The sequence below is a fragment of the Streptomyces sp. NPDC027663 genome, assembly GCF_055566415.1.
The window spans coordinates 646,104-666,566 of sequence record NZ_JBVHSK010000003.1 but is presented as its reverse complement, the minus strand read 5'-3'; the positions used below and the strand labels follow the sequence as shown (position 1 = coordinate 666,566).

The 20,463-nt window shown below is 72.2% G+C and carries 19 protein-coding genes and 1 pseudogene; 11 read left to right on the top strand and 9 right to left on the bottom strand.

Going from position 1 to position 20,463, the window contains the following annotated elements:
• The first annotated feature begins 72 nt into the window (after nt 1-72).
• The 4 genes from ACZ4SF_RS12315 to ACZ4SF_RS12300 all read left to right on the top strand — a co-directional run bounded on the left by ACZ4SF_RS12315 (nt 73) and on the right by ACZ4SF_RS12300 (nt 4,063).
• Nucleotides 73-573 carry a MarR family winged helix-turn-helix transcriptional regulator gene (locus tag ACZ4SF_RS12315; protein ID WP_468381974.1) on the top strand — a complete coding sequence of 167 codons (501 nt, stop codon included), beginning with the start codon at nt 73-75 and terminating at the stop codon, nt 571-573.
• Nucleotides 564-1,820 carry an MFS transporter gene (locus ACZ4SF_RS12310; RefSeq protein WP_468381971.1) on the top strand — a complete coding sequence of 419 codons (1,257 nt, stop codon included), beginning with the start codon at nt 564-566 and terminating at the stop codon, nt 1,818-1,820. The genes ACZ4SF_RS12315 and ACZ4SF_RS12310 overlap by 10 nt, the downstream gene beginning before the upstream one ends.
• 308 nt (nt 1,821-2,128) lie before the next feature.
• Entirely contained in the window at nt 2,129-3,343 is a 1,215-nt protein-coding gene (locus tag ACZ4SF_RS12305; RefSeq protein WP_468381968.1) for a cytochrome P450, read from the top strand.
• A gap of 240 nt (nt 3,344-3,583) precedes the next feature.
• A complete protein-coding gene (locus ACZ4SF_RS12300) occupies nt 3,584-4,063 on the top strand; it encodes a DUF7144 family membrane protein (RefSeq protein ID WP_468382514.1) in 480 nt (159 codons plus the stop codon).
• Here the strand turns inward: ACZ4SF_RS12300 and pdxR are convergent.
• Together pdxR and ACZ4SF_RS12290 are read right to left on the bottom strand one after the other, a co-directional pair.
• A pseudogene (pdxR, locus tag ACZ4SF_RS12295) lies at nt 4,058-5,512 on the bottom strand (MocR-like pyridoxine biosynthesis transcription factor PdxR); the annotation flags it as partial. The gene ACZ4SF_RS12300 and the pseudogene pdxR sit on opposite strands and share 6 nt — an antisense overlap.
• 106 nt (nt 5,513-5,618) lie before the next feature.
• Nucleotides 5,619-6,320, bottom strand: coding sequence for a B3/B4 domain-containing protein (locus tag ACZ4SF_RS12290; RefSeq protein ID WP_468381966.1), 702 nt, complete (start codon nt 6,318-6,320; stop codon nt 5,619-5,621).
• Between the two features lie 494 nt (nt 6,321-6,814).
• Here ACZ4SF_RS12290 and ACZ4SF_RS12285 point away from each other — a divergent pair, with 494 nt between their 5' ends.
• The 3 genes from ACZ4SF_RS12285 (at nt 6,815) to ACZ4SF_RS12275 (ending at nt 9,785) form a co-directional block, all read left to right on the top strand.
• Entirely contained in the window at nt 6,815-7,621 is an 807-nt protein-coding gene (locus ACZ4SF_RS12285) for a methylenetetrahydrofolate reductase (protein ID WP_468382512.1), read from the top strand.
• A 155-nt stretch (nt 7,622-7,776) separates the two neighbouring features.
• Entirely contained in the window at nt 7,777-9,282 is a 1,506-nt protein-coding gene (locus ACZ4SF_RS12280) for an AlkA N-terminal domain-containing protein (RefSeq protein ID WP_468381963.1), read from the top strand.
• 11 nt (nt 9,283-9,293) lie between these two features.
• Nucleotides 9,294-9,785, top strand: a complete 492-nt coding sequence (locus ACZ4SF_RS12275; RefSeq protein ID WP_468381960.1) for a methylated-DNA--[protein]-cysteine S-methyltransferase — start codon at nt 9,294-9,296, stop codon at nt 9,783-9,785.
• 91 nt (nt 9,786-9,876) lie between these two features.
• On the opposite strand, the gene ACZ4SF_RS12270 is transcribed toward ACZ4SF_RS12275, so the two are convergent.
• Entirely contained in the window at nt 9,877-10,608 is a 732-nt protein-coding gene (locus ACZ4SF_RS12270; protein WP_468381958.1) for an SIR2 family NAD-dependent protein deacylase, read from the bottom strand.
• Nucleotides 10,609-10,681: 73 nt separating this feature from the next.
• Nucleotides 10,682-11,002 carry a hypothetical protein gene (locus ACZ4SF_RS12265; RefSeq protein ID WP_468381955.1) on the bottom strand — a complete coding sequence of 107 codons (321 nt, stop codon included), beginning with the start codon at nt 11,000-11,002 and terminating at the stop codon, nt 10,682-10,684.
• A 71-nt stretch (nt 11,003-11,073) separates the two neighbouring features.
• Here ACZ4SF_RS12265 and ACZ4SF_RS12260 point away from each other — a divergent pair, with 71 nt between their 5' ends.
• A complete protein-coding gene (locus tag ACZ4SF_RS12260; RefSeq protein WP_468381953.1) occupies nt 11,074-11,274 on the top strand; it encodes a type II toxin-antitoxin system VapB family antitoxin in 201 nt (66 codons plus the stop codon).
• Nucleotides 11,275-11,432: 158 nt separating this feature from the next.
• Here the strand turns inward: ACZ4SF_RS12260 and ACZ4SF_RS12255 are convergent, their stop codons facing one another.
• Nucleotides 11,433-11,927 carry an NUDIX domain-containing protein gene (locus tag ACZ4SF_RS12255; RefSeq protein ID WP_468381950.1) on the bottom strand — a complete coding sequence of 165 codons (495 nt, stop codon included), beginning with the start codon at nt 11,925-11,927 and terminating at the stop codon, nt 11,433-11,435.
• A gap of 28 nt (nt 11,928-11,955) precedes the next feature.
• On the bottom strand, nt 11,956-13,029 hold the full coding sequence (locus ACZ4SF_RS12250) for an ADP-ribosylglycohydrolase family protein (RefSeq protein WP_468381949.1): 1,074 nt from the start codon (nt 13,027-13,029) through the stop codon (nt 11,956-11,958).
• Between the two features lie 183 nt (nt 13,030-13,212).
• Here ACZ4SF_RS12250 and ACZ4SF_RS12245 point away from each other — a divergent pair, with 183 nt between their 5' ends.
• The gene (locus ACZ4SF_RS12245; RefSeq protein ID WP_468382509.1) at nt 13,213-14,331 is read left to right on the top strand and encodes a glycerate kinase; all 1,119 of its coding nucleotides are present in this window, start codon (nt 13,213-13,215) and stop codon (nt 14,329-14,331) included.
• Between the two features lie 295 nt (nt 14,332-14,626).
• Here ACZ4SF_RS12245 and ACZ4SF_RS12240 read toward each other — a convergent pair whose 3' ends face one another.
• Nucleotides 14,627-15,031 carry a hypothetical protein gene (locus ACZ4SF_RS12240; RefSeq protein WP_468381948.1) on the bottom strand — a complete coding sequence of 135 codons (405 nt, stop codon included), beginning with the start codon at nt 15,029-15,031 and terminating at the stop codon, nt 14,627-14,629.
• Between the two features lie 642 nt (nt 15,032-15,673).
• Between ACZ4SF_RS12240 and ACZ4SF_RS12235 the strand changes: the two genes are divergently transcribed.
• Together ACZ4SF_RS12235 and ACZ4SF_RS12230 are read left to right on the top strand one after the other, a co-directional pair.
• Nucleotides 15,674-16,384: an ABC transporter ATP-binding protein gene (locus ACZ4SF_RS12235; protein WP_468381945.1), complete on the top strand. Its 711-nt coding sequence runs from the start codon at nt 15,674-15,676 to the stop codon at nt 16,382-16,384.
• Nucleotides 16,385-16,506: 122 nt separating this feature from the next.
• Nucleotides 16,507-18,612: a hypothetical protein gene (locus tag ACZ4SF_RS12230; RefSeq protein WP_468381943.1), complete on the top strand. Its 2,106-nt coding sequence runs from the start codon at nt 16,507-16,509 to the stop codon at nt 18,610-18,612.
• 280 nt (nt 18,613-18,892) lie between these two features.
• On the opposite strand, the gene pssA is transcribed toward ACZ4SF_RS12230, so the two are convergent.
• A complete protein-coding gene (gene pssA / locus ACZ4SF_RS12225) occupies nt 18,893-19,753 on the bottom strand; it encodes a CDP-diacylglycerol--serine O-phosphatidyltransferase (RefSeq protein WP_468381940.1) in 861 nt (286 codons plus the stop codon).
• Complete coding sequence (locus tag ACZ4SF_RS12220) at nt 19,740-20,396, bottom strand: phosphatidylserine decarboxylase (RefSeq protein ID WP_468381937.1); 657 nt, start codon at nt 20,394-20,396, stop codon at nt 19,740-19,742. The genes pssA and ACZ4SF_RS12220 overlap by 14 nt, the downstream gene beginning before the upstream one ends.
• Nucleotides 20,397-20,463: the final 67 nt, after the last annotated feature.

Here is a 20,463-nt window from a genome sequence, read left to right as displayed (position 1 = left end):
CTCGGGCCCGCGGCGTCCGTAGTCGCTTCCAAAGCAACAGTACTTATATAAGTGCTGTTACGATGCCCTCTCATGGCCGACCCCCATGCACTCGACCCGACGCGGCAGAGCCTCTGGCGGCCCCTGCGCCTGCTCCAGGCGTCCATGGACGCCGACATTGCCCAGGTCTACTCCGAGCAGCAGATCGACGGGCTCAAGTCCAGCTACGTGATGGAGTTGCTCCGGCTGCACGCCTGCGGACCCATGACCATCGCGGAACTGGCCGAGTCGGTCCAGCGCACGCATTCGGCACTCAGCCAGAAAGTCGCCGCGATGCGCAAGGCCGGCTGGGTCCAGACCGTCGTGGGCGACGACGCGCGCACCAGGAAGGTGACGCTCACCGGCAAAGCCCGCCGCATCGTGGATCGCCTGGCGGCGGAATGGCGGGCCACCGAGGCTGCCGTCGCCGACCTGGAGGCGGAGATCCCCTACCCGCTCTCCCAGGTCGTCGCCGACATCGAGCGGGCTCTGGAGCGCAAGAGTTTCCACGACCGGATCGCCGAGAAGCTGGCGGAGGATCCCGCATGGAGCTGAAGCGCACGCTGATCGACGTGACTCCGTTACGGTCGTCACCACCGTTCCGGCGGTTGTGGATCGGGCAGACCCTGTCCGGTTTCGGCAGCCAGATGACACTCGTCGCCGTCATGTTCCAGGTCTGGCAGATGACGAAGAGCGCCACGTGGACAGGCGCCGTCGGGCTGGCCCAGGCGGTTCCGCTCATCGCCCTCGGGCTGTTCGCCGGCTCGCTCGTCGACCGGGTGGACCGCCGGAAGTTCTACCTGGTCACGATCAGCGGACAGGCCGCGTGTTCGCTGCTCCTCGCATTCCAGGGCTTCCTCGGGCACGCTCCTGCCGCCGGCGTTCTGGGGCTGGTCGCACTCCAGTCCTGCTTCGGTGCCGGCGGCGGCCCCGCCTCGCGCACCTTCATTCCCCACCTCCTGCCCAAGCATCAACTGGCCGCAGGTCTGGCGCTGAGACGAATCGCCCTCCAGGGCGCCATGCTGCTCGGTCCCACACTGAGCGGATTGCTCGTGGGCGGGCTGGGAGTCGGGGCCTGCTACCTGATCGAGGCCCTGACCTTCGCCGCCGCGCTCTACGGTGCGTTCGGTCTGCCGAAGACGGCCCCCGGGGACGAGCCCGCACGGCCCGGCCTGCGCGGAGCGCTGGACGGTCTGGCCTTCCTGGCACGCACCCCCGTCATTCGCGGGGCCCTGCTCACAGACCTGGCCACCACCGTGCTGTCCATGCCCATCAGCCTGTTCCCCTTGATCAACGCCGAACGGTTCGGCGGCAACCCCCGCACTCTCGGACTGTTCCTCACAGCCATCGCCGTCGGCGGCGTGGCAGCGTCGCTCTTCTCCGGAACCTTCACCCGGTTCCCCCGCCCCGGCCTGGCCATGCTCGGCGGATCCGCCACCTGGGGCGCAGCGTTGACACTGTTCGGCTTCTCGCCCAGCCCATGGGCCGGTCTGACCTTCCTCGTCATGGCCGGCGCCGCCGACACCGTCTCCGTCATCTCCCGGAGCACCGTCGTCCAGATGCACACCCCGCACGAACTACTCGGCCGCGTCAGCGCTGCCGAACAGATCGTCGGGCAAGCGGGACCCGACATCGGCAACATGCGCGGCGGCCTCGTCGCCGACGCCACCTCGGGAGCAGCAGCCCTCGTCAGCGGTGGCCTGCTGTGCCTCGGCGCCGTCGTTGTGGTGGGCGCCACCACGCCAGACCTGCGCAGTTCCTCAGCACCGCCCCGTCCGCACACAGCCGCAGCCGGCCCATGAGCCCAAGTGGTGGACACCTGCATATGTATGGGTGAACCGAACCGATTGAATTCCGGACTGCCGGTATTTCCGAGGGCGTTGCCGGCGACGACGGCGGAGGTGCGTCGACGTACCCGTGCCGGCTGGTTGCCCGAGGCTCCCGTTCTGCGTGATGTGCCGAACCGTCGGATAGTGAGAGGCGTCGGCCGCTCTCGGCGGCGACGCGGTGTCGGGTCGCTGGGACAACGTTGTCCAGAGGCGTGACGGCCACTGCATCCAGGCCGACGCCCTGGCGTACGACGTGCCCAGCAGCGCTCAAAGGAGGCTGTATGTCGTTCCACGACACGGCAGTGCTCGACTGTCCCTTCGACTTCGCCGACGCGCTGGAATTCGATCCCGCACTGGCCTCGTTGGCGCAACGCGGCCCGGTGTGCCGGATCCGGCTGCCCTACGGTGAGGCCGAGGCGTGGCTGGTGACCAGCTTCGCCGGAGTGCGTCAGGTGACGTGCGACCCGAGGTTCAGCCGGGCGGCGATCGTCGGGCGCGACTACCCGAGGATGACGCCCGAGCCCATCGTGTCGCCGGAGTCGATCAACGTCACGGACCCGCCGCACGTCACCCGGTTGCGGCACGCGGCGGCCCAGGCGTTCACCCGGGACCGGGTGGCGGCCATGCGGCCGGCCGTGGACCGGGTGGTGGCCGGGCTGCTCACGGCCATGGCCGAGGCGGGGCCGCCCGCGGACCTGGTGACCCATCTGTCCGTGCCGCTGCCCCATCTGACGATCTGTGAACTGCTCGCCGTACCCGAGGCCGACCGTGACCGGCTGCGGGGACTCACCATGAGGCTGCTGGCCACCTCTCCGGACGCCCGGCGGGACGCGGCAGAGGCCAAGGCCGCTCTGCGCGCGTACTTCGCCGAACTGGTGCCCGCCCGGCGCCGCTCACCCGGCGAGGACCTGCTCAGCGCGATGGCCACCGCCCCGGTGCCGGAGGGCGAGGAGCCACTGACCGACGACGAGCTGGCGGTCCTCGCCGTGACGCTGATCCTGAGCGGCAACGACACCGCGACCTGCCAGATCAGCAACATCGCCTACCTGCTGCTGACCCGGTCCGCGGAGTGTGCCGCCTTCGCGCGCGACCCGGGCCGGTTCCCCGGCGCGCTGGAGGAACTGCTGCGGTTCATCCCCTTCCGCAAGGGCGTGGGCATCCCGCGGCTCGCGCTGGAGGACGCGGAGGTCGAAGGAACCGCCATCCGCGCCGGCGACTACGTGCACGTGTCCTACCTGGCCGCCAACCGCGACCCGGCCGTCTTCCCCGATCCGCACACGCTCGACCTCGAACGGCCGGTGCGCCCGCACATGACGTTCGGCTGGGGCGGGCACCACTGCCTCGCCGCACCGCTGGCACGGGCGGAGCTGGAGAGCGCCGTCACCGGCTTGCTGACCCGCTTCCCCCGTCTGCGGCTCTCCGTCGCGCCGGAGGACATCGAGTGGGACAGCGGAACCATCCGCCGCTTCCCGCTCCGCCTGCCCGTCACCTGGTGAGGCCGGCCCGCCCGGGCGGCGGTGTGCACGGTTGCCCGCTGCCGCCTCCGGGGCCGCCGGATCGCGGTGACCTCGACGTCACCCGGACGGCGTAGCCCGCGGTGCGCCCGGAGGCCCGCCGGTCGAGGCTCGAAGAGCCCGCGCGCTTCCCGGGGGGCAAGGGCGGTGGACGGAGACGGGGACAGAAGCGAACAGAAACGGATGTAAAAGGATGGATACAGGGAGAGAAAGGACACGCTCATGAGCCAGGCAGCCGAATCCGGCGGACCGGCCCCCTCGGGCGGTTCACGGTCACCGCGGCAGTCCGCGGACCAGGGCGCCGACTGGGTGACCGGAGGTGTCACGTTCGCCGGGGCCCTGATGCTGTGCAGCGGCATCCTCGCCATCCTCCAGGGGATCGCCGCCGTCGCCGCGGACGACGTCTACGCCCGCGTCGGCACCTACGTCTACCGGTGGGACCTCACCGGCTGGGGCACGATCCACATCATCCTCGGCGTCCTGGCCGTGGTCACCGGTATCGGCCTGCTCAAGGACATGGCGTGGGCCCGCTTCACCGGTCTCTTCCTCGCCTCCCTCAGCCTCATCGCGCAGTTCCTGTTCCTGCCGTACCAGCCCATCTGGTCGCTGGTCGTGATGGCGATCGACATCTTCGTCATCTGGGCCCTGGCGTCCCGTCAGGATGCGGCGAGCTGGGGGCCGGGCGGCCGGTCCGCCCAGTGAACGCAGGGTCCCGCCGAGCAGTGCCACGCTCTCGGCGATGACACCCGGCGGGGTCGCCGCGTAGCCGAGGACCAGGCCGGGCGGTCCCGGCAACTGCCGGTGCCAGGACAACGGATGGCACTTCACACCCCGGGCGAGCGCCGCCGCGGCGAACTCGGTGTCGGGCACGTCCGACGCGTACGTGACCGTCAGATGCAGTCCCGCCGCGGCACCGTGGATCCGAGCCCCCGGGAGGTGCCCGGCAAGCGCGGCGATCATCGCGTCCCGGCGCCTGCGGTGGCGCCCCCGCAACAGCCGCAGATGGCGCTCCAGTTCACCGGACTCCATCAGCCGGGCGAGCACCAGCTGCGGCAGCACCGCGTTGCCCAGGTCGTTGAAGCGCTTGGCGGCGACCAGCCCGGCCCGGTACCGGGCCGGTGCCACCAGCCAGCCGATCCGCAGCGCCGGCGCGAGCAGCTTCGACACGCTGCCCATGTAGCAGACGCGGTCGGCCAGCATCGCCCGCAGGGCGGGGACCGGCGGCCGGTCGTAGCGGTGCTCGGCGTCGTAGTCGTCCTCCAGGATCAGCCCGCCCTCCCGGGCCCAGCCCAGCAGCTCGCGCCGGCGTTCACCGCTGGTCACCACGCCGGTGGGGAATTGGTGGGCGGGCGTGAGCAGGACGGCACCGGCACCGGTCGCCCGCAGGGCGTCCACCCGCACCCCGTCCTCGTCGACCGGCACCGGCGGGGTGGCCAGACCGCCGTTGCCCAGGTGCTGGCGCGCGCCCAGCGACCCCGGCTCCTCCACCGCCACCGCGTCGACACCGTCCGCCCGCAGCACCGGGTGCAACAGCGTCAGCGCCTGCGCGGTGCCCGCGACGATCAGCACGGCGTCCGGCTCGACCCGTACGCCCCGTACCCGCGCCAGCCAGTCGGCCACGGCCCGCCGCAGCGCGGGCGCGCCGCGCGGGTCGCCGTAACCGAGGTGGCCGGCCGACAGCTCGCCGAGAACGGCACGCTCGGCCCGCAGCCATGCGGCACGCGGGAAGGTGGTGAGGTCCGGGCGGCCGGGAGTGAAGTCGACGGCGGCGGGCGCGGCCCGCAGCGCGTCGAAGACCTCGGCACCGGGGTCGCGGGCGAAGAGCAGGGAACCGTCCCACTCCGCTCGTCCGGCGCCCCCGCTGCCGGCGGTGCCCGCCTCCGCCGCGAACGGCGCCGCGACCACCACCGTGCCGCCCCGCCGACGGCCCTCCACGTGGCCGTCCTCGGCGAGCCGCCGGTACGCCTCGGTCACCACCCCGCGGGAGACACGGAGGTCCGCGGCGAGCACCCGGGTGGGCGGCAGCCTGCTGCCCACCGCCAGCCGGCCGTCGGCTATCGCCCGCCGCAGCCGCCCGGCCAGCCACTCGGCCTTCCCGTCGGCCGGGACGTCGGCCACCGCCAACTGCAGGAAGTCCGACCCACGCACCACGACCCCTTCCCCCTCACACCCCGAAGACGAACTCGGGCGCACCCGGAGTGAGTACGGCCGACTGCGTCGCGGCCCCCCAGTGTGCCGCCATCTCCTCCCCTCCCCCTCACACCCCGAAGACGAACTCGGGCGCACCCGGAGTGAGTACGGCCGACTGCGTCGCGGCCCCCCAGTGCGCCGCCATCTCCTCCTCGACCGTCTTCAGCACCTCGGCCACGGCCTCCGCACCACCGTCGTGCACGGCCTCCGTCACCACCAGCACCCGGCCGGTGTGCTCGCCGACCGCCGAGTGTCCGCTCTGCCGGTGGGTCCAGCGCCGGGCGTGCGCACGCCCGGCCGAGTCGGCGAAGGTCACCTCGCCGGGCGCGGGATGCTCGATGCCGCCGCCGAACGCGGTGTACCTCTCGTCCCCGAGGGCCGGGCGCACCTCCAGCAGCGGCCAGGCGATCCGGTCGACGTCGAGGACCGCGACCGGAACCGCGTACGCCACCGAGATCGCGTTGCACAGGTCCACCAGCGGATGAATGCGCGGCAGCGATCCCTCCTTGCGCAGCCGGCGCAGCAGCGACTCCGAGGCGGACCGGTACTGCGTCGGCTTCAGCCCCATCCGGGCGAAGGCCCGCCGCCACGCCAGCACCTCGGGAAACTCGCCCTCGGTGGCGTGGGTCAGCCGGGCCACGGCCCGGGCGGTGTACTCGGCGGCGCGCGGCCCGGTGTCCGCGGCTGCGCCGACGCCGCCGGTGTACAGCGCACCGGCGGCCAGCTCCGGGAACCCGGCCCAGACCGCGTCCGCATGCCGGAATCGCATGGTCAGACCACCACCGCTCGGGCACCAGGGATCGACGACGTGCTCAACAGGACCTCCTCGCTGATCGGAAACACCACCCTGCCGCGCCCGATGGTCCGGTGAACAGGGCCAAAGCAGGCACGGACCACCGATCCATAACGGGTCCCGGCGCCCTCCTGGCCCCGGCGCCCTCCTGGTTCTGCTCCCGGTGCCTCCCTGGTCCGGCGCCCTCCCGGCCCCTCGGCGCCCTCCTGGTCCCGGCGCCCTCCTGGTTCTGCTCCCGGTGCCTCCCTGGTCCGGCGCCCTCCCGGCCCCTCGCTCAGGCGCCCCTGGCCCCTGGCCCCGGTGGACCGCGTGGCATCATCGGCCGGGGTCAGGACCACAGCCGTACGAGGAGTACGAGGAGCACGATGAACCCCGCTCTCACCGCCCCGCCCGAGGGCAGCACCCCCCGCCCGCACGGCGCCGGGAGCCCGGGGCGGAGCACCTCCCTGCTGGACGACTTCTCCCTGGAGATGACCGGCAAGGACGTGCCCGGGCTGGAGGAGGCGCGCGACGGCATCCCGCAGGGCACCCGCATCAACATCACCTTCCTGGCCGGTGAGGACACCGGTGTCCGGCTGACGGCCGCCCGCGCGGTCAAACGGCTCGGTTTCGTCCCCGTACCGCACATCTCCGCCCGGCGCCTGCCCTCCCGGCCCGCCCTGGAGGAGTTCCTGGCCGGGCTGGCCGCGGACGGTACGGCCGAGAACGTGTTCGTCGTCGGCGGCGACCCCGCCCGGCCCGAGGGTCCCTACGCGGACGCGCTCTCCCTGCTGCACACCGGGCTGCTCCAGCACCACGGTGTCCGGCACGTCGGCATCACCGGCTACCCGGAGGGCCACCCCGGCATAACCGACCAGTCCCTGTGGTCGGCGCTCACGGACAAGGCGGCGGCCATCGGCGCCCACCGGTTCACCGGCGACGTCATCACCCAGTTCGGTTTCGACGTCGACCCGGTCCTCACCTGGCTCGAGGCCCTGCGCGCCCGGGGCGTGCACCTGCCGGTCCGCATCGGCGTCCCCGGCCCCGCCGGCGTGCGCCGGCTGCTCGGCTACGCCACCCGCTTCGGTATCGGCACCAGTGCCTCCGTCGCCCGCAAGTACGGGTTCTCGCTGACCAACCTCATGGGTACGACGGGCCCGGACCGCTTTCTGCACACGCTGGCCGAGCGGTACGACGTCGCACGCCACGGCGAGGTCAAGGTGCACTTCTACACGTTCGGCGGACTGCGGGCCACCGCCGAGTGGATCACCCGGTTCCGCCAGGAACACGCCGGCTGAGACCGGTCCCGGCAGGTACCGCCGCGCCCGCCTCGACGGCCGTCGGACTACTGGCCAGGCCCACGTACGTGTCGGATTTCCGCCAGCGGCCGGGGTGCACGGTGGCCGATGCTGGAGGCATGCAGACAGGGATGCACGCAGGAACGCGGACAGCAATGCACCTCGACCGGGAGAACTGCGTACACGCCGTGCAGTCCAAGGACGCACGGTTCGACGGGTGGTTCTTCACGGCCGTACTGACCACCCGGATCTACTGCCGTCCGAGCTGCCCGGTCGTGCCGCCCAAGCCGGAGAACATGACGTTCTACCCGAGCGCCGCCGCCTGCCAGCAGGCCGGGTTCCGGGCCTGCAAACGGTGCCGCCCCGACACCAGCCCCGGCTCCCCGGAGTGGAACCAGCGCGCCGACCTGGTGGCCCGCGCCATGCGGCTGATCGCCGACGGTGTCGTGGACCGCGAGGGCGTACCCGGACTCGCCGCGCGGCTCGGCTACAGCACCCGGCAGGTGGAGCGGCAGCTGCTCGCCGAGCTGGGCGCCGGACCCCTCGCGCTCGCCCGCGCCCAGCGCGCCCAGACCGCGCGGCTGCTCATCGACACCACGCCGCTGCCCATGGCGGAGATCGCGTTCGCGGCCGGCTTCTCCTCCATCCGTACCTTCAACGACACGGTCCGCGAGGTCTTCGCCCTGTCCCCGAGCGAGCTGCGCGCCCGGGCACCCAGAAGCGGTGCGGGCACCGGCACCCCGGGCGTGCTCACCCTGCGGCTGCCGTTCCGCGCCCCGCTCAACCCGTCCAACCTCTTCGGCCACCTCGCCGCCACCGCCGTACCGGGCGTCGAGGAGTGGCTCCCCGACTGCCTGGACGGCGTGGGCGGTACTCGCACCGGTGCCTACCGGCGCACGCTGCGACTGCCGTACGGCCACGGCATCGCCGCCCTCGCCCCCCGCCCCGACCACATCGCCTGCCGGCTCACCCTGAGCGACCTGCGTGACCTCACCGTGGCCATCAGCCGCTGCCGCCGCCTGCTGGACCTGGACGCCGACCCGGTCGCCGTCGACGACCGGCTGCGCACCGACCCGCTGCTCGCGCCGCTGGTGGACCGCGCCCCGGGCCGCCGGGTGCCGCGCACGGTCGACGAGGCCGAGTTCGCCGTCCGGGCCGTGCTCGGGCAGCAGGTGTCCACGGCCGCCGCCCGCACCCACGCGGCCCGCCTGGTCACCGCGCACGGCAAGCCCCTGGACGACCCCGAAGGCGGACTCACCCACCTCTTCCCGTCCCCCGAGGCACTGGCCGGCGTCGACCCCGAGACGCTGGCGATGCCACGCACCCGGCGCACCACCTTCACCACCCTCGTCCGCCGACTGGCCGACGGCACGCTGCGCCTGGGCGTGGAGGCCGACTGGGCACAGGCACGCGCCCGGCTGCTCGCACTGCCCGGCTTCGGCCCATGGACGGTGGACGTCATCGCCATGCGCGCCCTCGGCGACCCCGACGCGTTCCTGCCCACCGACCTCGGCATCCGGCGCGCCGCCGAGGGGCTGGGCCTGCCGTCCACCCCGGCCGCGCTCACCGCCCGCGCGGCGAGCTGGCGCCCCTGGCGGGCGTACGCGGTGCAGTACCTGTGGGCGACCGACAGCCACCCGATCAACTTCCTGCCCGCGTGAGGAACCGCGACATGAAACAGCACACGGTCATCGACAGCCCCTACGGCCCGCTCACCCTCGTCGCCGACGCCGACGGCGCCCTGTGCGGCCTGTACATGGTCGGCCAACGGCACCGCCCCGGCGAGGAGTCCTTCGGACCGCGCGACGACTCCCTGCCCGTGTTCGCCGAGACGGCCGAGCAGCTGAGCGCGTATTTCACCGGCGAGTCCAAGGAGTTCACCGTCCGGCTGGGACTGCGCGGCACACCGTTCCAGCGCAGCGTGTGGGAGCAGCTGACCAGGATCCCGTACGGCGAGACCCGCACCTACGGCGAACTCGCCGCCGTCCTCGGCAGTCCCGGCGCCTCCCGCGCCGTCGGCCTCGCCAACGGCCGCAATCCGGTGGGCATCATCGTCCCCTGTCACCGCGTGGTCGGCGCGAGCGGAGACCTCACCGGCTACGGCGGCGGCCTGGACCGCAAGCGCCGCCTGCTCCACTTCGAGGCGCGGGCAACGCTGTTCTGACCCGTGGCACGGCACGGCGGGCCGACTCGTGGCACGGCACGCCGGACTCCCGCCCCTGGGCGGGGACCGGCCGTCGGGCCGGTCCCCGGAGCTAGCTCCGGACGCTCAGTCCGTGCAGCAGGCGGGGCAGGGCGGTGCCGATCGGTTCGCGGATCACCTCGTCGGCCCGGTCGTCGTACGGTGTCGGCTCGGCGTTGACGATGATCAGGCGGGCGCCGTTGTCCGCGGCGACGCCCACCAGCCCGGCGGCGGGCTGTACCTGCAGGCTGCTGCCGACGGCGATGAACACCGTGCACGCCTTGCTGATGGCGAGGGCGTCACCGAGCACCACCGGGTCCAGCCGCTCGCCGAACATCACGGTCGCCGACTTGAGGATGCCCCCGCACACCAGACACGGCGGATCCTCCTCGCCGGCCTCCACCCGGGCCAGGGCCTCCTCCATCGGCCCCCGGACATGGCACTTCGTGCACACCACGCTGCGCGCACTGCCGTGCAGCTCCAGCACCTTGCGCGCGGGCATCCCGGCCAGCTGGTGCAGCCCGTCCACGTTCTGCGTGATGACCCGCACCGGGACACCGGACTTCGCCAGCTCGGCGACGGCCCGGTGCGCCGCGTTCGGCTCGGCCGTGAGCGCGCGGGTCCCGCGCCGCATCTGCCAGGACCGCCGCCGGATCTCCGGATCGTTCATGTAGTACTCGTACGTGACGAGCTTCTCGGCCCCGGGATCCTGCCGCCACAGCCCGTTCGGACCGCGGTAGTCCGGGATCCCGGAGTCGGTGGAGATACCGGCCCCGCTGAACAGGGCGACGAGCGGTTTGGTCATGCAGCCGAGCGTAGGGCGGGACGTCGGGCTCCCGCGAACGGATAAACGGCGGCCGGCCGACCGGACACGGGCCTCAGCCCAGCAGCGCCCAGCGCACCGCGGCCACCGTGCCCAGTGTCAGCGCCGGTGCCAGCCAGCTCCAGGGCAGCACCTGCCGCACCCCGGGCAGCAGCCGCAGCACCACGGCCCCGGCCGCCGCCGCGAGGGCCAGCACGCACGCGAGGACGATGCCGGCGTACGCGTCGTCGTCCCAGGGCCCGGACGGTCGGGTGACCAGCGCGGACCAGCAGCAGAACGCGGCTGCACCGGTGAGGAGGGCCAGCGGCACCGCCAGGACCAGGCGCAGGCAGCCCCGGTCGTGGTCGTATTCATGGGGCTCTTCGGGTTGGGGCATCGGCGCGGGAGGGTCCTCGGGTCGGCGGATTCGGGTCCCCGAGGGGAGCCCCCGATGCTAGCGTCCCGCGCATGGCCAAGGTGACAGTCTCGCTCGACGCCCAGCTCGTCGTGGAAGTCATGGTGCTCGCCGGGGTGGGCAGTCCCCAGGACGCCGTCGAGCTCGTCGTCCGGGACTACATCGAGCGCGGGCACCGCACGGAGGCACGGACCGCCGCCCGCGACGAGGCGCTGCGCGAGACGGACGCCAAGCCGCGGGACCCTGAGGGGTGAACCGCGGGACCCTCCGGGCCGAGCCGTGGGACCCCGAGGACTGAGCCGCTGGGGACCTCATGGGTGGAGTTGCGGGACCCCGGGGCTGAGCCGCGGCGGGCCTTGAGGGGTGAGCCGCGGGGCCGGGAGGGGCGGCGGCGGGGACCGGGGCCGAGGCGTCACGCCACCCGGTGGCCGTTCTCCAGCTCCGCCGTGCCCGAGCCGTCCGCCAGGACGTCCAGGGCGGTCAGCACGCGGCGGCCGAGCGCCTCGGGCAGGTGCGCGGCCAGGTCGTCGCGGGCGACCAGCCGCCAGGACAGCAGCTCCTCCTCCTGCAGGCGGACGGACTTCAGCTCGGCCTCCGTCAGGACCCCGCCGTCGTAGAGATACGCCACCAGCGGCGGCCGGCCGGCGCCGTGCACCCAGTCCACGGTCAGCAGCCGGCCGAGTTCCCGGTCGAGCCCGATCTCCTCCAGCGTCTCGCGGCGGGCGCCCTGCCGCGGGGTCTCCCCGTCGTCGGACTCGATCGTCCCGCCCGGAAGCGCCCAGCCCTCACGGTAGTTGGGCTCGACGAGCAGCACCCGCCCCTCGGCGTCCCGGAAGAGCGCGGCGGCACCGGCGAGGACACGGGGCAGGCTCGCGATGTACGCGGCGAAGTCAGGAGTGGTGGTCATCCAGGAAGGGTAACCAGCCGTTCCGCCGCTACGTCCCGCTCGTCGCCAGGCGCAGGGTGCGTTCGGCCAGCGCACTGATCCGTACGCCGTCGAAGCCGAACACCGCGCTGCGGACCGTGTCCTCCAGCGGGTCCTGCCACTGGGCCGGGATGGCGTCCGCGCCGGTGAGGACGCCGGCCACCGAACCGGCCGTCGCGCCGTTGGAGTCGGTGTCCAGACCGCCGCGCACGGTCAGTGCGATGGTCCGGGTGAAGTCGCCGTCGCCGTACAGCAGCCCGGCGGCGAGGACCGCCGCGTTCGGGACGGTGTGGATCCAGCCGAGCCCGGCGGTCTCCGCGGACACCGTCGCCAGCGTCTCCTCCCAGGGCAGCCGCGTCTCGTGCAGGCTCGTGACCCGCCGGACGGTACGGGCGAGCCGGCTGCTCGCCGGGATCACCCCGAGCGCGGTCTCCAGCGCGTCCCGCACGGCCGGGGCGGTGAACGCCGCCGAGACCAGCGCGGCGGCCCACATCGCGCCGTAGACGCCGTTGCCGGTGTGCGACAGCACCGCGTCCCGGCGGGCCAGACCTGCGGCCCGGACAGGATCGCCGGGACAGGTCCAGCCGTAGACGTCCGCACGGATCAGGGCGCCGATCCACTCCTGGTACGGGTTGTCGTACGTCGCCGTCAGCGGCGGTTTCAGCCCGTTCGCGAGATTGCGGTACGCGGCCCGCTCCGCCGTGAACGTCTGCAGGTACGGCAGCCTCAGCAGCCACAGGTCGCCGACCTGCTCGGTGCTGAAACCGAAGCCGTGGGTCTCCAGCAGGTGCAGGCCGAGGATCGCGTAGTCCACGTCGTCGTCCCGGCAGCTGCCGTGGATCCGGCCGCGCACGCACTGACGCCACTCCGGGCGCATCACCGCGGCCTCGGCCGGGTCGGCGGGCTCGGGCAGATAGTCGGTCAGCGGCAGGGCCGCGGCCCGGCGCAGATACCGGTCGATGCGGTCACGCGTCCACACCTCGCCCTGTTCGACCGGCTTGCCGAGCATGTTGCCCGCGATCCGGCCGAGCCAGCCACCGCGGATGCGGTCGGCGAGGTCCGGTCCGGTGCCCTGGGTGCTCATGGCAGGGGTGTACCCACTTTGCCCGGCCGGCTCCCAGCGGCTTTCCAGGGTTCGGGCGGGGCATGACGGCGGGGGTGTCCTGCGGTTATGGTCACAGCGGCGCGACTGGCCCTGACGTGTGCGGGGCCCGGAGAGCAAGGGGAAGACAAGGTGGCGGACGCTGCAGTGAACGAGAACCGTCGGGTGCTCATCGCCGCGGACAAGTTCAAGGGCTCGCTGACGGCCGTGCAGGTCGCCGAGCGGGTGACGGCCGGGCTGCGCCGGGTCGTGCCGGATCTCGAGGTCGAGGCGCTGCCCGTGGCCGACGGCGGCGACGGGACCGTGGACGCGGCCGTCGCGGCCGGCTTCGAACGGCACGAGGTCCGGGTCGCCGGACCGCTCGGCCAGGAGGTGACGGCCGCGTTCGCGCTGCGCGACGGCACCGCGGTCGTGGAGATGGCCGAGGCGAGCGGGCTCCAGCGCCTGCCGGCCGGTGTCTTCGCCCCGCTGACCGCGTCCACGTACGGCTCCGGGGAGCTGCTGCGCGCCGCGCTGGACGCGGGCGCGCGCACCATCGTGTTCGGCGTCGGCGGCAGCGCCACGACGGACGGTGGCGCGGGCATGCTGGCCGCGCTGGGTGCCCGGTTCCTGAACGAGGACGGGGAGCCGGTGGCGCCGGGCGGCGGCGGACTGGCCGACCTGGCCCGCGCGGACCTCTCCGGTCTGGACCCGCGGCTGTCCTCGGTCGAGCTGGTGCTCGCCAGCGACGTCGACAACCCGCTGACCGGCCCGAAGGGCGCGCCCGCGGTGTACGGGCCGCAGAAGGGTGCCTCCCCGGACGACGTGGAGGCGCTGGACGCGGCCCTCGCCCACTACGCGAAGATCCTGGAGGCCGCCGTCGGCCCGCGGGCGGCGGAGTACGCGGCCGCGCCGGGCGCGGGCGCGGCGGGCGGCATCGGGTACGGCGCCCTGCTGCTGGGCGCGCGGTTCCGCGCGGGCATCGAGGTCATGCTGGACGTGCTCGGCTTCGCGTCCGCCCTGGAGCGGGCTGACCTGGTGATCACCGGCGAGGGTTCGCTGGACGAGCAGACGTTGCACGGCAAGGCCCCGGCCGGGGTCGCGGCGGCGACCCGTGCCCGGGGTATCGATGTCGTGGCGGTCTGCGGCCGTCTGGCCCTGCCCCCCGAGGCCCTGGCCCCCGCGGGCATCCGTCGCGCGTACGCCCTGTCGGCGCTCGAACCGGACCCGGTGAAGTCCATGGCCCAGGCGGGTCCGCTCCTGGAACGCGTGGCGGAGTCGATCGCGCGGGACTTCCTGACCTGACCGTCCTCGGGGCGCGGCCCCTGGGGTGTGTCGTTCGGATCAGGTCGCAGGGGACCGACGGTGCCCCGTCGGCGCCGCCTGAGCACGACCCGGCCGTGGCCACGGAACCGGCCCGGCCACGAGGCGACCTGTGCCGCCTCCGGGCATGGACACGCCGGGCGGCGTCAGGGGTGTCCCCGGCCAGGGAGGCGCAAGCGGCCGAGGAGACAACGTCCTTCAGCCGGCGGCGCGTGGATGTCCGGGGGCACGGATGCCCCGTGCGGCAGATGTCACATCTGCCGCACGGGGCATGGGATCAGCGTCCGTCGCCGGGCCGGTCGTCCGGACCGCACTTGTCCGGGCTCCCGTCGAAGTGGATGCAGGCGGTGACCTTCACGACGTAGTTGCTGGTGGAGTTGTCGCTGTACGTGGTCTTCCCCGCGCCCTGGTTGTTCAGGAGGCGGAGGCCCTTGGTGTTCTTGCGGTCGAACTCCGAGTAGACGCCGTTGCCGTCCGCCTGCTGGTCGGTAACGGCGACATTCTTGTTGCCGTTCGACTGCAAGCTGTAGGCGTAAGCGAGGTGGATTCTCGGGTTCGTGTGGTGGTTCAGCTGGGACGTGACGTCCTCGCCGGCGTCGGCGTAGGCCGGCGATGCCCCCGCAATGGCGCCGAGCATGACAACTGCCATCGCGGCCTTCTTGGCGCTCTTGGAAATCTGCATGATTCTCCCCTTTGACGCAGCACTCAACTGCTGCGATTGGCGGTCATCACGACGAAGGCCCTCGGATGTGACGCACCCATGGGAAGGCGACGCCAGGCAGGTCAGGCCTGGCGGCTTCGTTTGCAGAGCCCCCCATGGGAAGCGAGGAGACGGCCTTCCTCGCGACCGGTGCAAGATCATATGCCAAAGCCAACGACAGGCAAGCGCAATTGCGGCGGGACATTCCCTGTTTTCCGTCAACTCCGTTGTGGTATATGCGAGGTGCCGCGTATCGCAGTGTCGCAGCTCACAGGTGCGGGGGGCTCGTGTACGCACTGTTCCGATCGGCTCAACTCCGCTTCACGTGTCAGAGTCAAAGAAACCCATCGAGCTCCATAGGTCCAATTTGTCTTCGTGACGCAACGTGAACGTACCGAAGGCATGTTTGTTTCCTTCTTTCGTCACGTGATCGCCTTGGCTTAACATCAACACCGATCGCGGGAGGCTGACCTCTCTCGCGCAACGGGGGACTATTCACGGGGACGCTGTTTCATGCTCACCGGAAGAGCCCGCCATCCGCGGGACAGGGGGCTCGCCCCTGCCCTGCGGCGCCACCGCGACGTCACACGGTGACGCGGCAACAGCTACCTGAGGGCACATCACGTGAGCAACTCCGACATCGGGCCCGCGCCCGGCCCGGTACTCCACATTCAGGATCTGAACCACTCGGTCCGGAACCTGACGCTGTTCAAGGACCTGCAACTCAGCGTGGATGCGGGGGAGTCGGTGGCGATCACGGGGCCGAGCGGCTCGGGCAAGAGCACGCTGCTCTCGTCGATCCTCGGTCTGGTCAGGCCGCACGGCGGAAGCATCAAGGTGACCGGTGCCGACGTGACGAAGCTGCGGGGCAGGCAGCTCGCGACGCTGCGCAGCCAAACGATCGGCACCGTCTTCCAGTTCGGGGAGCTGCTGCCGGAACTCAGCCCGCTGGACAACGTGGCGCTGGCGGCGCTGCTGTCGCGTTCCGGCCGTGCCGGCGGGTACCGCCGGGCACAGGAACTGCTGGACGAACTACGCGTTCCGCGGGCCGAGACGACCGAGGAACTCTCCGGAGGTGAGCATCAGCGTACTGCTGTGGCTCGTGCGCTGATCAACTCGCCGGAGCTGATTCTGGCCGATGAGCCCACCGGCTCCCTCGACCCTGACGCCACCGCTCGTATCGCGGAACTGCTCTTCGACCTCCCTCGGCGGCGCAGGTGCGGGCTGGTACTGGTGACGCACGATGTCGAGGTTGCCGCACGGGCGGACCGGGTGCTGCGCCTGGAGGCAGGTCTGCTGGTTCCTGCCCGGGCGCGCGAGGCGGTGGAGGCGTGAGCGGGGCCGGACACGGCGGCTTGTCCCGTCAGCTGCTGCGCATGGGGCGCGACGCCGGCCGACGATCGGAGTCCGCCGGCACCAGGGCCGCGGCTCTTGCGCTTTCGGCCTTCGCTGTCGCAATGTGCCTGGGCCTGCTGACGATGGTGCACGCCTCCTACGTCGGCAAGGAGCTGCGGCGTGAAGCCAGGACTCCGGTGGGGCAGACAGAGCAATCGCGGCAATCCCAGGCCACGTTGTGGCTGGTCGGCTCGGACGCGCTGGAGGGGAAGCGGCTCTTCAGCGTCGTGTTCATCGAGCCGCGGACGCCGGACGCCCCCCTTCCTCCAGGGGTGGAGCGCTGGCCGGGGCCGGGCGAGGCCGTTCTGTCCCCCGGTCTGCTGAGAGCCGGCGCCGCGGAGGGAATCGCCGGCCGTTACGGAAAACTCGCGGGCACGGTCGGGCAGGAGGGGTTGGACGACCCCGGAGAGTGGCTCGCCTACGTCCGGCCCGCCAAGGGCATGAAGGCAGAGGCGCCGGTCGAGACCGTGGTCGGTTTCGGTCCCGAGGCAGGCACGCTCGCCGAAGGCCTGCAGCCAGGAACCGGGAGCGACAACGACAAGCCCGAGTGGATGTTCCAGGGCCTTGTCGTCGGCCTGCTGCTCGTGCCGAGTCTCGTGCTCCTGTTCACCGCGCTCCACGCCGGGGCGCAGGGCCGCGACCGTAGAGGCGCCCTGGTCGATGCCCTGGGAGGACTGAGGCGCGACCGCGCGCTGATCGCCGTGGGCGATGCCGTGCGACCGGTGATGTCGGGAGCCTGCGCGTCGATTCTGTTCTTCGCCCCGGCCGCGTTCGCCGACATCCGGGTCCCGTTCGTCGACTACGTGACGTCATCCGCCGACGTGCGTCGGCATGGCTGGCCGGTACTGCTGGTTCCCGTGGCCGTCATGCTGACGGCGCTGGCCCTCGCCGTCATCAGCGATCAGCTGGCCGGCCGGGTCAAGGGGACCCGGCCCACCAACGCGAGCAGGTCACGCCGACAGCGCTACCTCGCCGTCCTCAGCGCGCCGGCGATCCTGCTCGCCAGCCGCGGTCCGGAACTCGCCGGCGACAGTTCGCAGTACCGGACGTGGATCAGCTGGGCCGGTCTTGCCCTCGTCGTACTCACCCTGCCGGCCGGAGTGGCGGTCGTCGTGGCCAAGCTCGGGGGAATCCTGGAGCGAACCGGGCGCCAACGGGGATGGGCCGGTGCGCTGATCGCGGGCCGCCGCATCAGCCGTGACCCGGCGGCCACCGCCCGCCTGGTCACCGGTGTGACCGTCGCGCTGATCGTCTTCATGCAGGCCCTCGCCTGGCAGGCGATGTTCGGGACCTACAACGCGAAGATCGAGGAGATCCTCAGCGCCGCCGACAGGAACGTGGCCGAGATCGGCCCCAGGGGGGCGGTCTCCGCGACGGACGCCGCCGGCTATCTCGACTCCCTGCCCGAGGGCAATGTGCCCGTCGTCCTCGCGCCTCCCGCCGCCGCCGGTGACGGACCCATCACGATCAGCGGAGGGTGCGTCGCTTTGAAGGCGCTTCGGCTGCCGTGTTCGCCCACACCGGCCCGCGTCGATGTCGTCCTCGACCGGCGCTTGCAGGAACTGCTCCACTGGGACACGCAGGGCGGCACCCATCTGAAGGTGGTCCGCGCCGACAACGCCGAGCTGGCCGAGCAGACGGTGCCGAGCACCAACACCCTGGCGGTGGTGAGGGCTGACGGCGGCGTCCCCGCCGTCGCCGCTCTCAAGGAAGCCTCCTACCGTGCCTATCCCCGCGGGGCCCAGGTCCGTTTCCCCGGGGAGGAGTGGCTGGCGTCCGGCATTCCGGACCGGGACCAGGGCCGGTGGATCCGGCTCTTCGGCGTGCTGGGGACGGGGATCCTCGTACTCGCGATCGGCCTGGGCGGAAAGGCCGAGTTTCTGCGCCAGGGTCGGGCACTGGCCCCGCTGACCGTGCTGACGGGCGGACACCGCGTCTTCCGCAGCAGCGCGGCCTGGGGGATCGTCGCGCCGCTCGCGCTCGCCGCACTGGCCGGGTGCGTCGTCGGCGCCTGGACCGCGCGACCCGTCGCCCGACCAGGAATGACCTACTTCGTCCCCGGGGACCTCATGGCGACCGCCGTCACCGTGGTGCTCGCCGTGTCCGTCGTGATGGGGCTGTGGGCTGCTCGGATCGCCGGCCGACAGGCACGCGGCTGGCGCCCCTAGTCGCCACTTCCAGCACTGCCCGGACCTCCGGTTTCACCTCCGTGGCCCGACAACCGAGGCAACCGCGGTGTGAGCGTTCCCGCACGCGTCGGGGGCTGGCCGGTGGCTGGGCGGGTCTGGGCGGAGGGCTGGTGTTCGGGCTGCTTCCCGCGGTGCAGTTCTGTACGAGCGGCTCCGAACGGACCGGTAGGGCATCGGGGGGCCACCGCGGGAAAGCCTGAGGGGCCCGGACCGAATCGTGATTCGGTCCGGGCCCCTCAGGCCACGTACGAGCCCGTTGCTACGGGAGCTGCGCCGCCCGCGCCTCACGGCTCTCGCGCCGGTTGTCACGGAAGGTGTTCACCCGGCGCGCCGTCGCGAACAGAGGGATGGTCGCCGCCATCACGATCTGCAGCGCGCAGCCCATCTGCAGCAGCACCTGGCCGCCCGGCGCGTCGAACGCCCACGCCGCCAGCAGGCCCATGGCCGAAACGATCCAGCCCAGCACCGCCGCCGCGAGGACGCCCCGCGGCTTCGGGTACTCGACCCGGCTCACCATCAGCCAGGCAGTACCGACGACCGCCAGCAGTGTCGCCTCGAACGGCAGCTCGAGCAGCACGATCGAGACGACCGTGAGTGCACCGAACGGCGAGGGCATGCCCTGGAACGTGCCGTCCTTCACGGTGACGCACGAGAAGCGGGCAAGCCGCAGCACCACCGCCAACAGCACCACGATCGCGCCCACCGCGGCGACACGCTCGTGCGCGTCCCTCGCGACCATGCCGTACACGAGCACGAAGTACGCGGGCGCCAGACCGAAGCTGATCAGGTCGGAGAGGTTGTCCAGCTCCGCACCCATCGGCGACGACCGCAGCTTGCGGGCCACGAGGCCGTCGAACAGGTCGAAGACCGCCGCGCACAGCATGAGTATCACGGCCGTGGCCGCGCTGTTGCGGGCCATGCCCGAGTCGTCGCCCGAGAGGTGCGGGATCAGGATGCCGGTGGTGGTGAAGTACACCGCCATGAAGCCGCACGTGGCGTTGCCCAGGGTGAGGGTGTCCGCTATCGACAGGCGCAACGAGAGAGGCATCTCCTCCTCGTCGTCGGCCTCGTCGGCCTCGGGCACCCAGCCTGCCTGGGTCTCCGGATCAATCACGGTCAATGCGAGTCACCCCAGCCACGGTCTTCTGACCGACCTCGACCGCGACCTCCACGCCCTCGGGCAGGTAGAGGTCGACACGCGAGCCGAAGCGGATCAGACCGATACGGTCGCCCTGTTCGACCTTCGTGCCTTCCGGGAGGTAGGGCACGATACGGCGGGCGACCGCGCCGGCGATCTGGATCATCTCGATGTCGCCGAGTTCGGTGTCGAAGTGCCAGACTACGCGCTCGTTGTTCTCGCTCTCCTTGTTGAAAGCCGGAACAAATCCGCCGGGGATGTGCTCGACCGACGTCACCGTGCCCGCCAGGGGCGCGCGGTTGACGTGGACGTTGAGCGGGCTCATGAAGATCGCGACGCGGGTGCGCCCGTCCTTCCACGGCATGATGCTCTGCACCACGCCGTCGGCGGGCGAGATGACCCGGCCCTCGGCGATCTCGCGCTCGGGGTCGCGGAAGAACCACAGCATGCCCGCCGCGAGCGCGGTGGCGGGCACGGCAACGGCCTTGGCCACGCCCGAGCGGCGAGCACGGGCCAGGCTGAGGGCCGCGGTGGCGACGGTCGGAAGAAGCCACGGCGATGCTCCGCGCGCAAGGCGTACGCCGGCTCGGCTGTCGCGAGGTGCAGAGGTTTGGCTGTGGGGCATGGATGACCTTCGTAGCGGATGATGCCGCGCTCTGACGGGGGACGGCGGCTTTCCCGGGATCGTACCG

Excerpts from the sequence above, each read along its gene's own strand:
- ACZ4SF_RS12315 (WP_468381974.1), top strand. The coding sequence starts at position 73 with ATGGCCGACCCCCATGCACTCGACCCGACGCGGCAGAGCCTCTGGCGG.
- ACZ4SF_RS12310 (WP_468381971.1), top strand. The coding sequence starts at position 564 with ATGGAGCTGAAGCGCACGCTGATCGACGTGACTCCGTTACGGTCGTCA.
- ACZ4SF_RS12305 (WP_468381968.1), top strand. The coding sequence starts at position 2,129 with ATGTCGTTCCACGACACGGCAGTGCTCGACTGTCCCTTCGACTTCGCC.
- ACZ4SF_RS12300 (WP_468382514.1), top strand. The coding sequence starts at position 3,584 with ATGAGCCAGGCAGCCGAATCCGGCGGACCGGCCCCCTCGGGCGGTTCA.
- ACZ4SF_RS12290 (WP_468381966.1), bottom strand. The coding sequence starts at position 6,320 with ATGCGATTCCGGCATGCGGACGCGGTCTGGGCCGGGTTCCCGGAGCTG.
- ACZ4SF_RS12285 (WP_468382512.1), top strand. The coding sequence starts at position 6,815 with ATGACCGGCAAGGACGTGCCCGGGCTGGAGGAGGCGCGCGACGGCATC.
- ACZ4SF_RS12280 (WP_468381963.1), top strand. The coding sequence starts at position 7,777 with ATGCACCTCGACCGGGAGAACTGCGTACACGCCGTGCAGTCCAAGGAC.
- ACZ4SF_RS12275 (WP_468381960.1), top strand. The coding sequence starts at position 9,294 with ATGAAACAGCACACGGTCATCGACAGCCCCTACGGCCCGCTCACCCTC.
- ACZ4SF_RS12270 (WP_468381958.1), bottom strand. The coding sequence starts at position 10,608 with ATGACCAAACCGCTCGTCGCCCTGTTCAGCGGGGCCGGTATCTCCACC.
- ACZ4SF_RS12265 (WP_468381955.1), bottom strand. The coding sequence starts at position 11,002 with ATGCCCCAACCCGAAGAGCCCCATGAATACGACCACGACCGGGGCTGC.
- ACZ4SF_RS12260 (WP_468381953.1), top strand. The coding sequence starts at position 11,074 with ATGGCCAAGGTGACAGTCTCGCTCGACGCCCAGCTCGTCGTGGAAGTC.
- ACZ4SF_RS12255 (WP_468381950.1), bottom strand. The coding sequence starts at position 11,927 with ATGACCACCACTCCTGACTTCGCCGCGTACATCGCGAGCCTGCCCCGT.
- ACZ4SF_RS12250 (WP_468381949.1), bottom strand. The coding sequence starts at position 13,029 with ATGAGCACCCAGGGCACCGGACCGGACCTCGCCGACCGCATCCGCGGT.
- ACZ4SF_RS12240 (WP_468381948.1), bottom strand. The coding sequence starts at position 15,031 with ATGCAGATTTCCAAGAGCGCCAAGAAGGCCGCGATGGCAGTTGTCATG.
- ACZ4SF_RS12230 (WP_468381943.1), top strand. The coding sequence starts at position 16,507 with ATGTGCCTGGGCCTGCTGACGATGGTGCACGCCTCCTACGTCGGCAAG.
- ACZ4SF_RS12220 (WP_468381937.1), bottom strand. The coding sequence starts at position 20,396 with ATGCCCCACAGCCAAACCTCTGCACCTCGCGACAGCCGAGCCGGCGTA.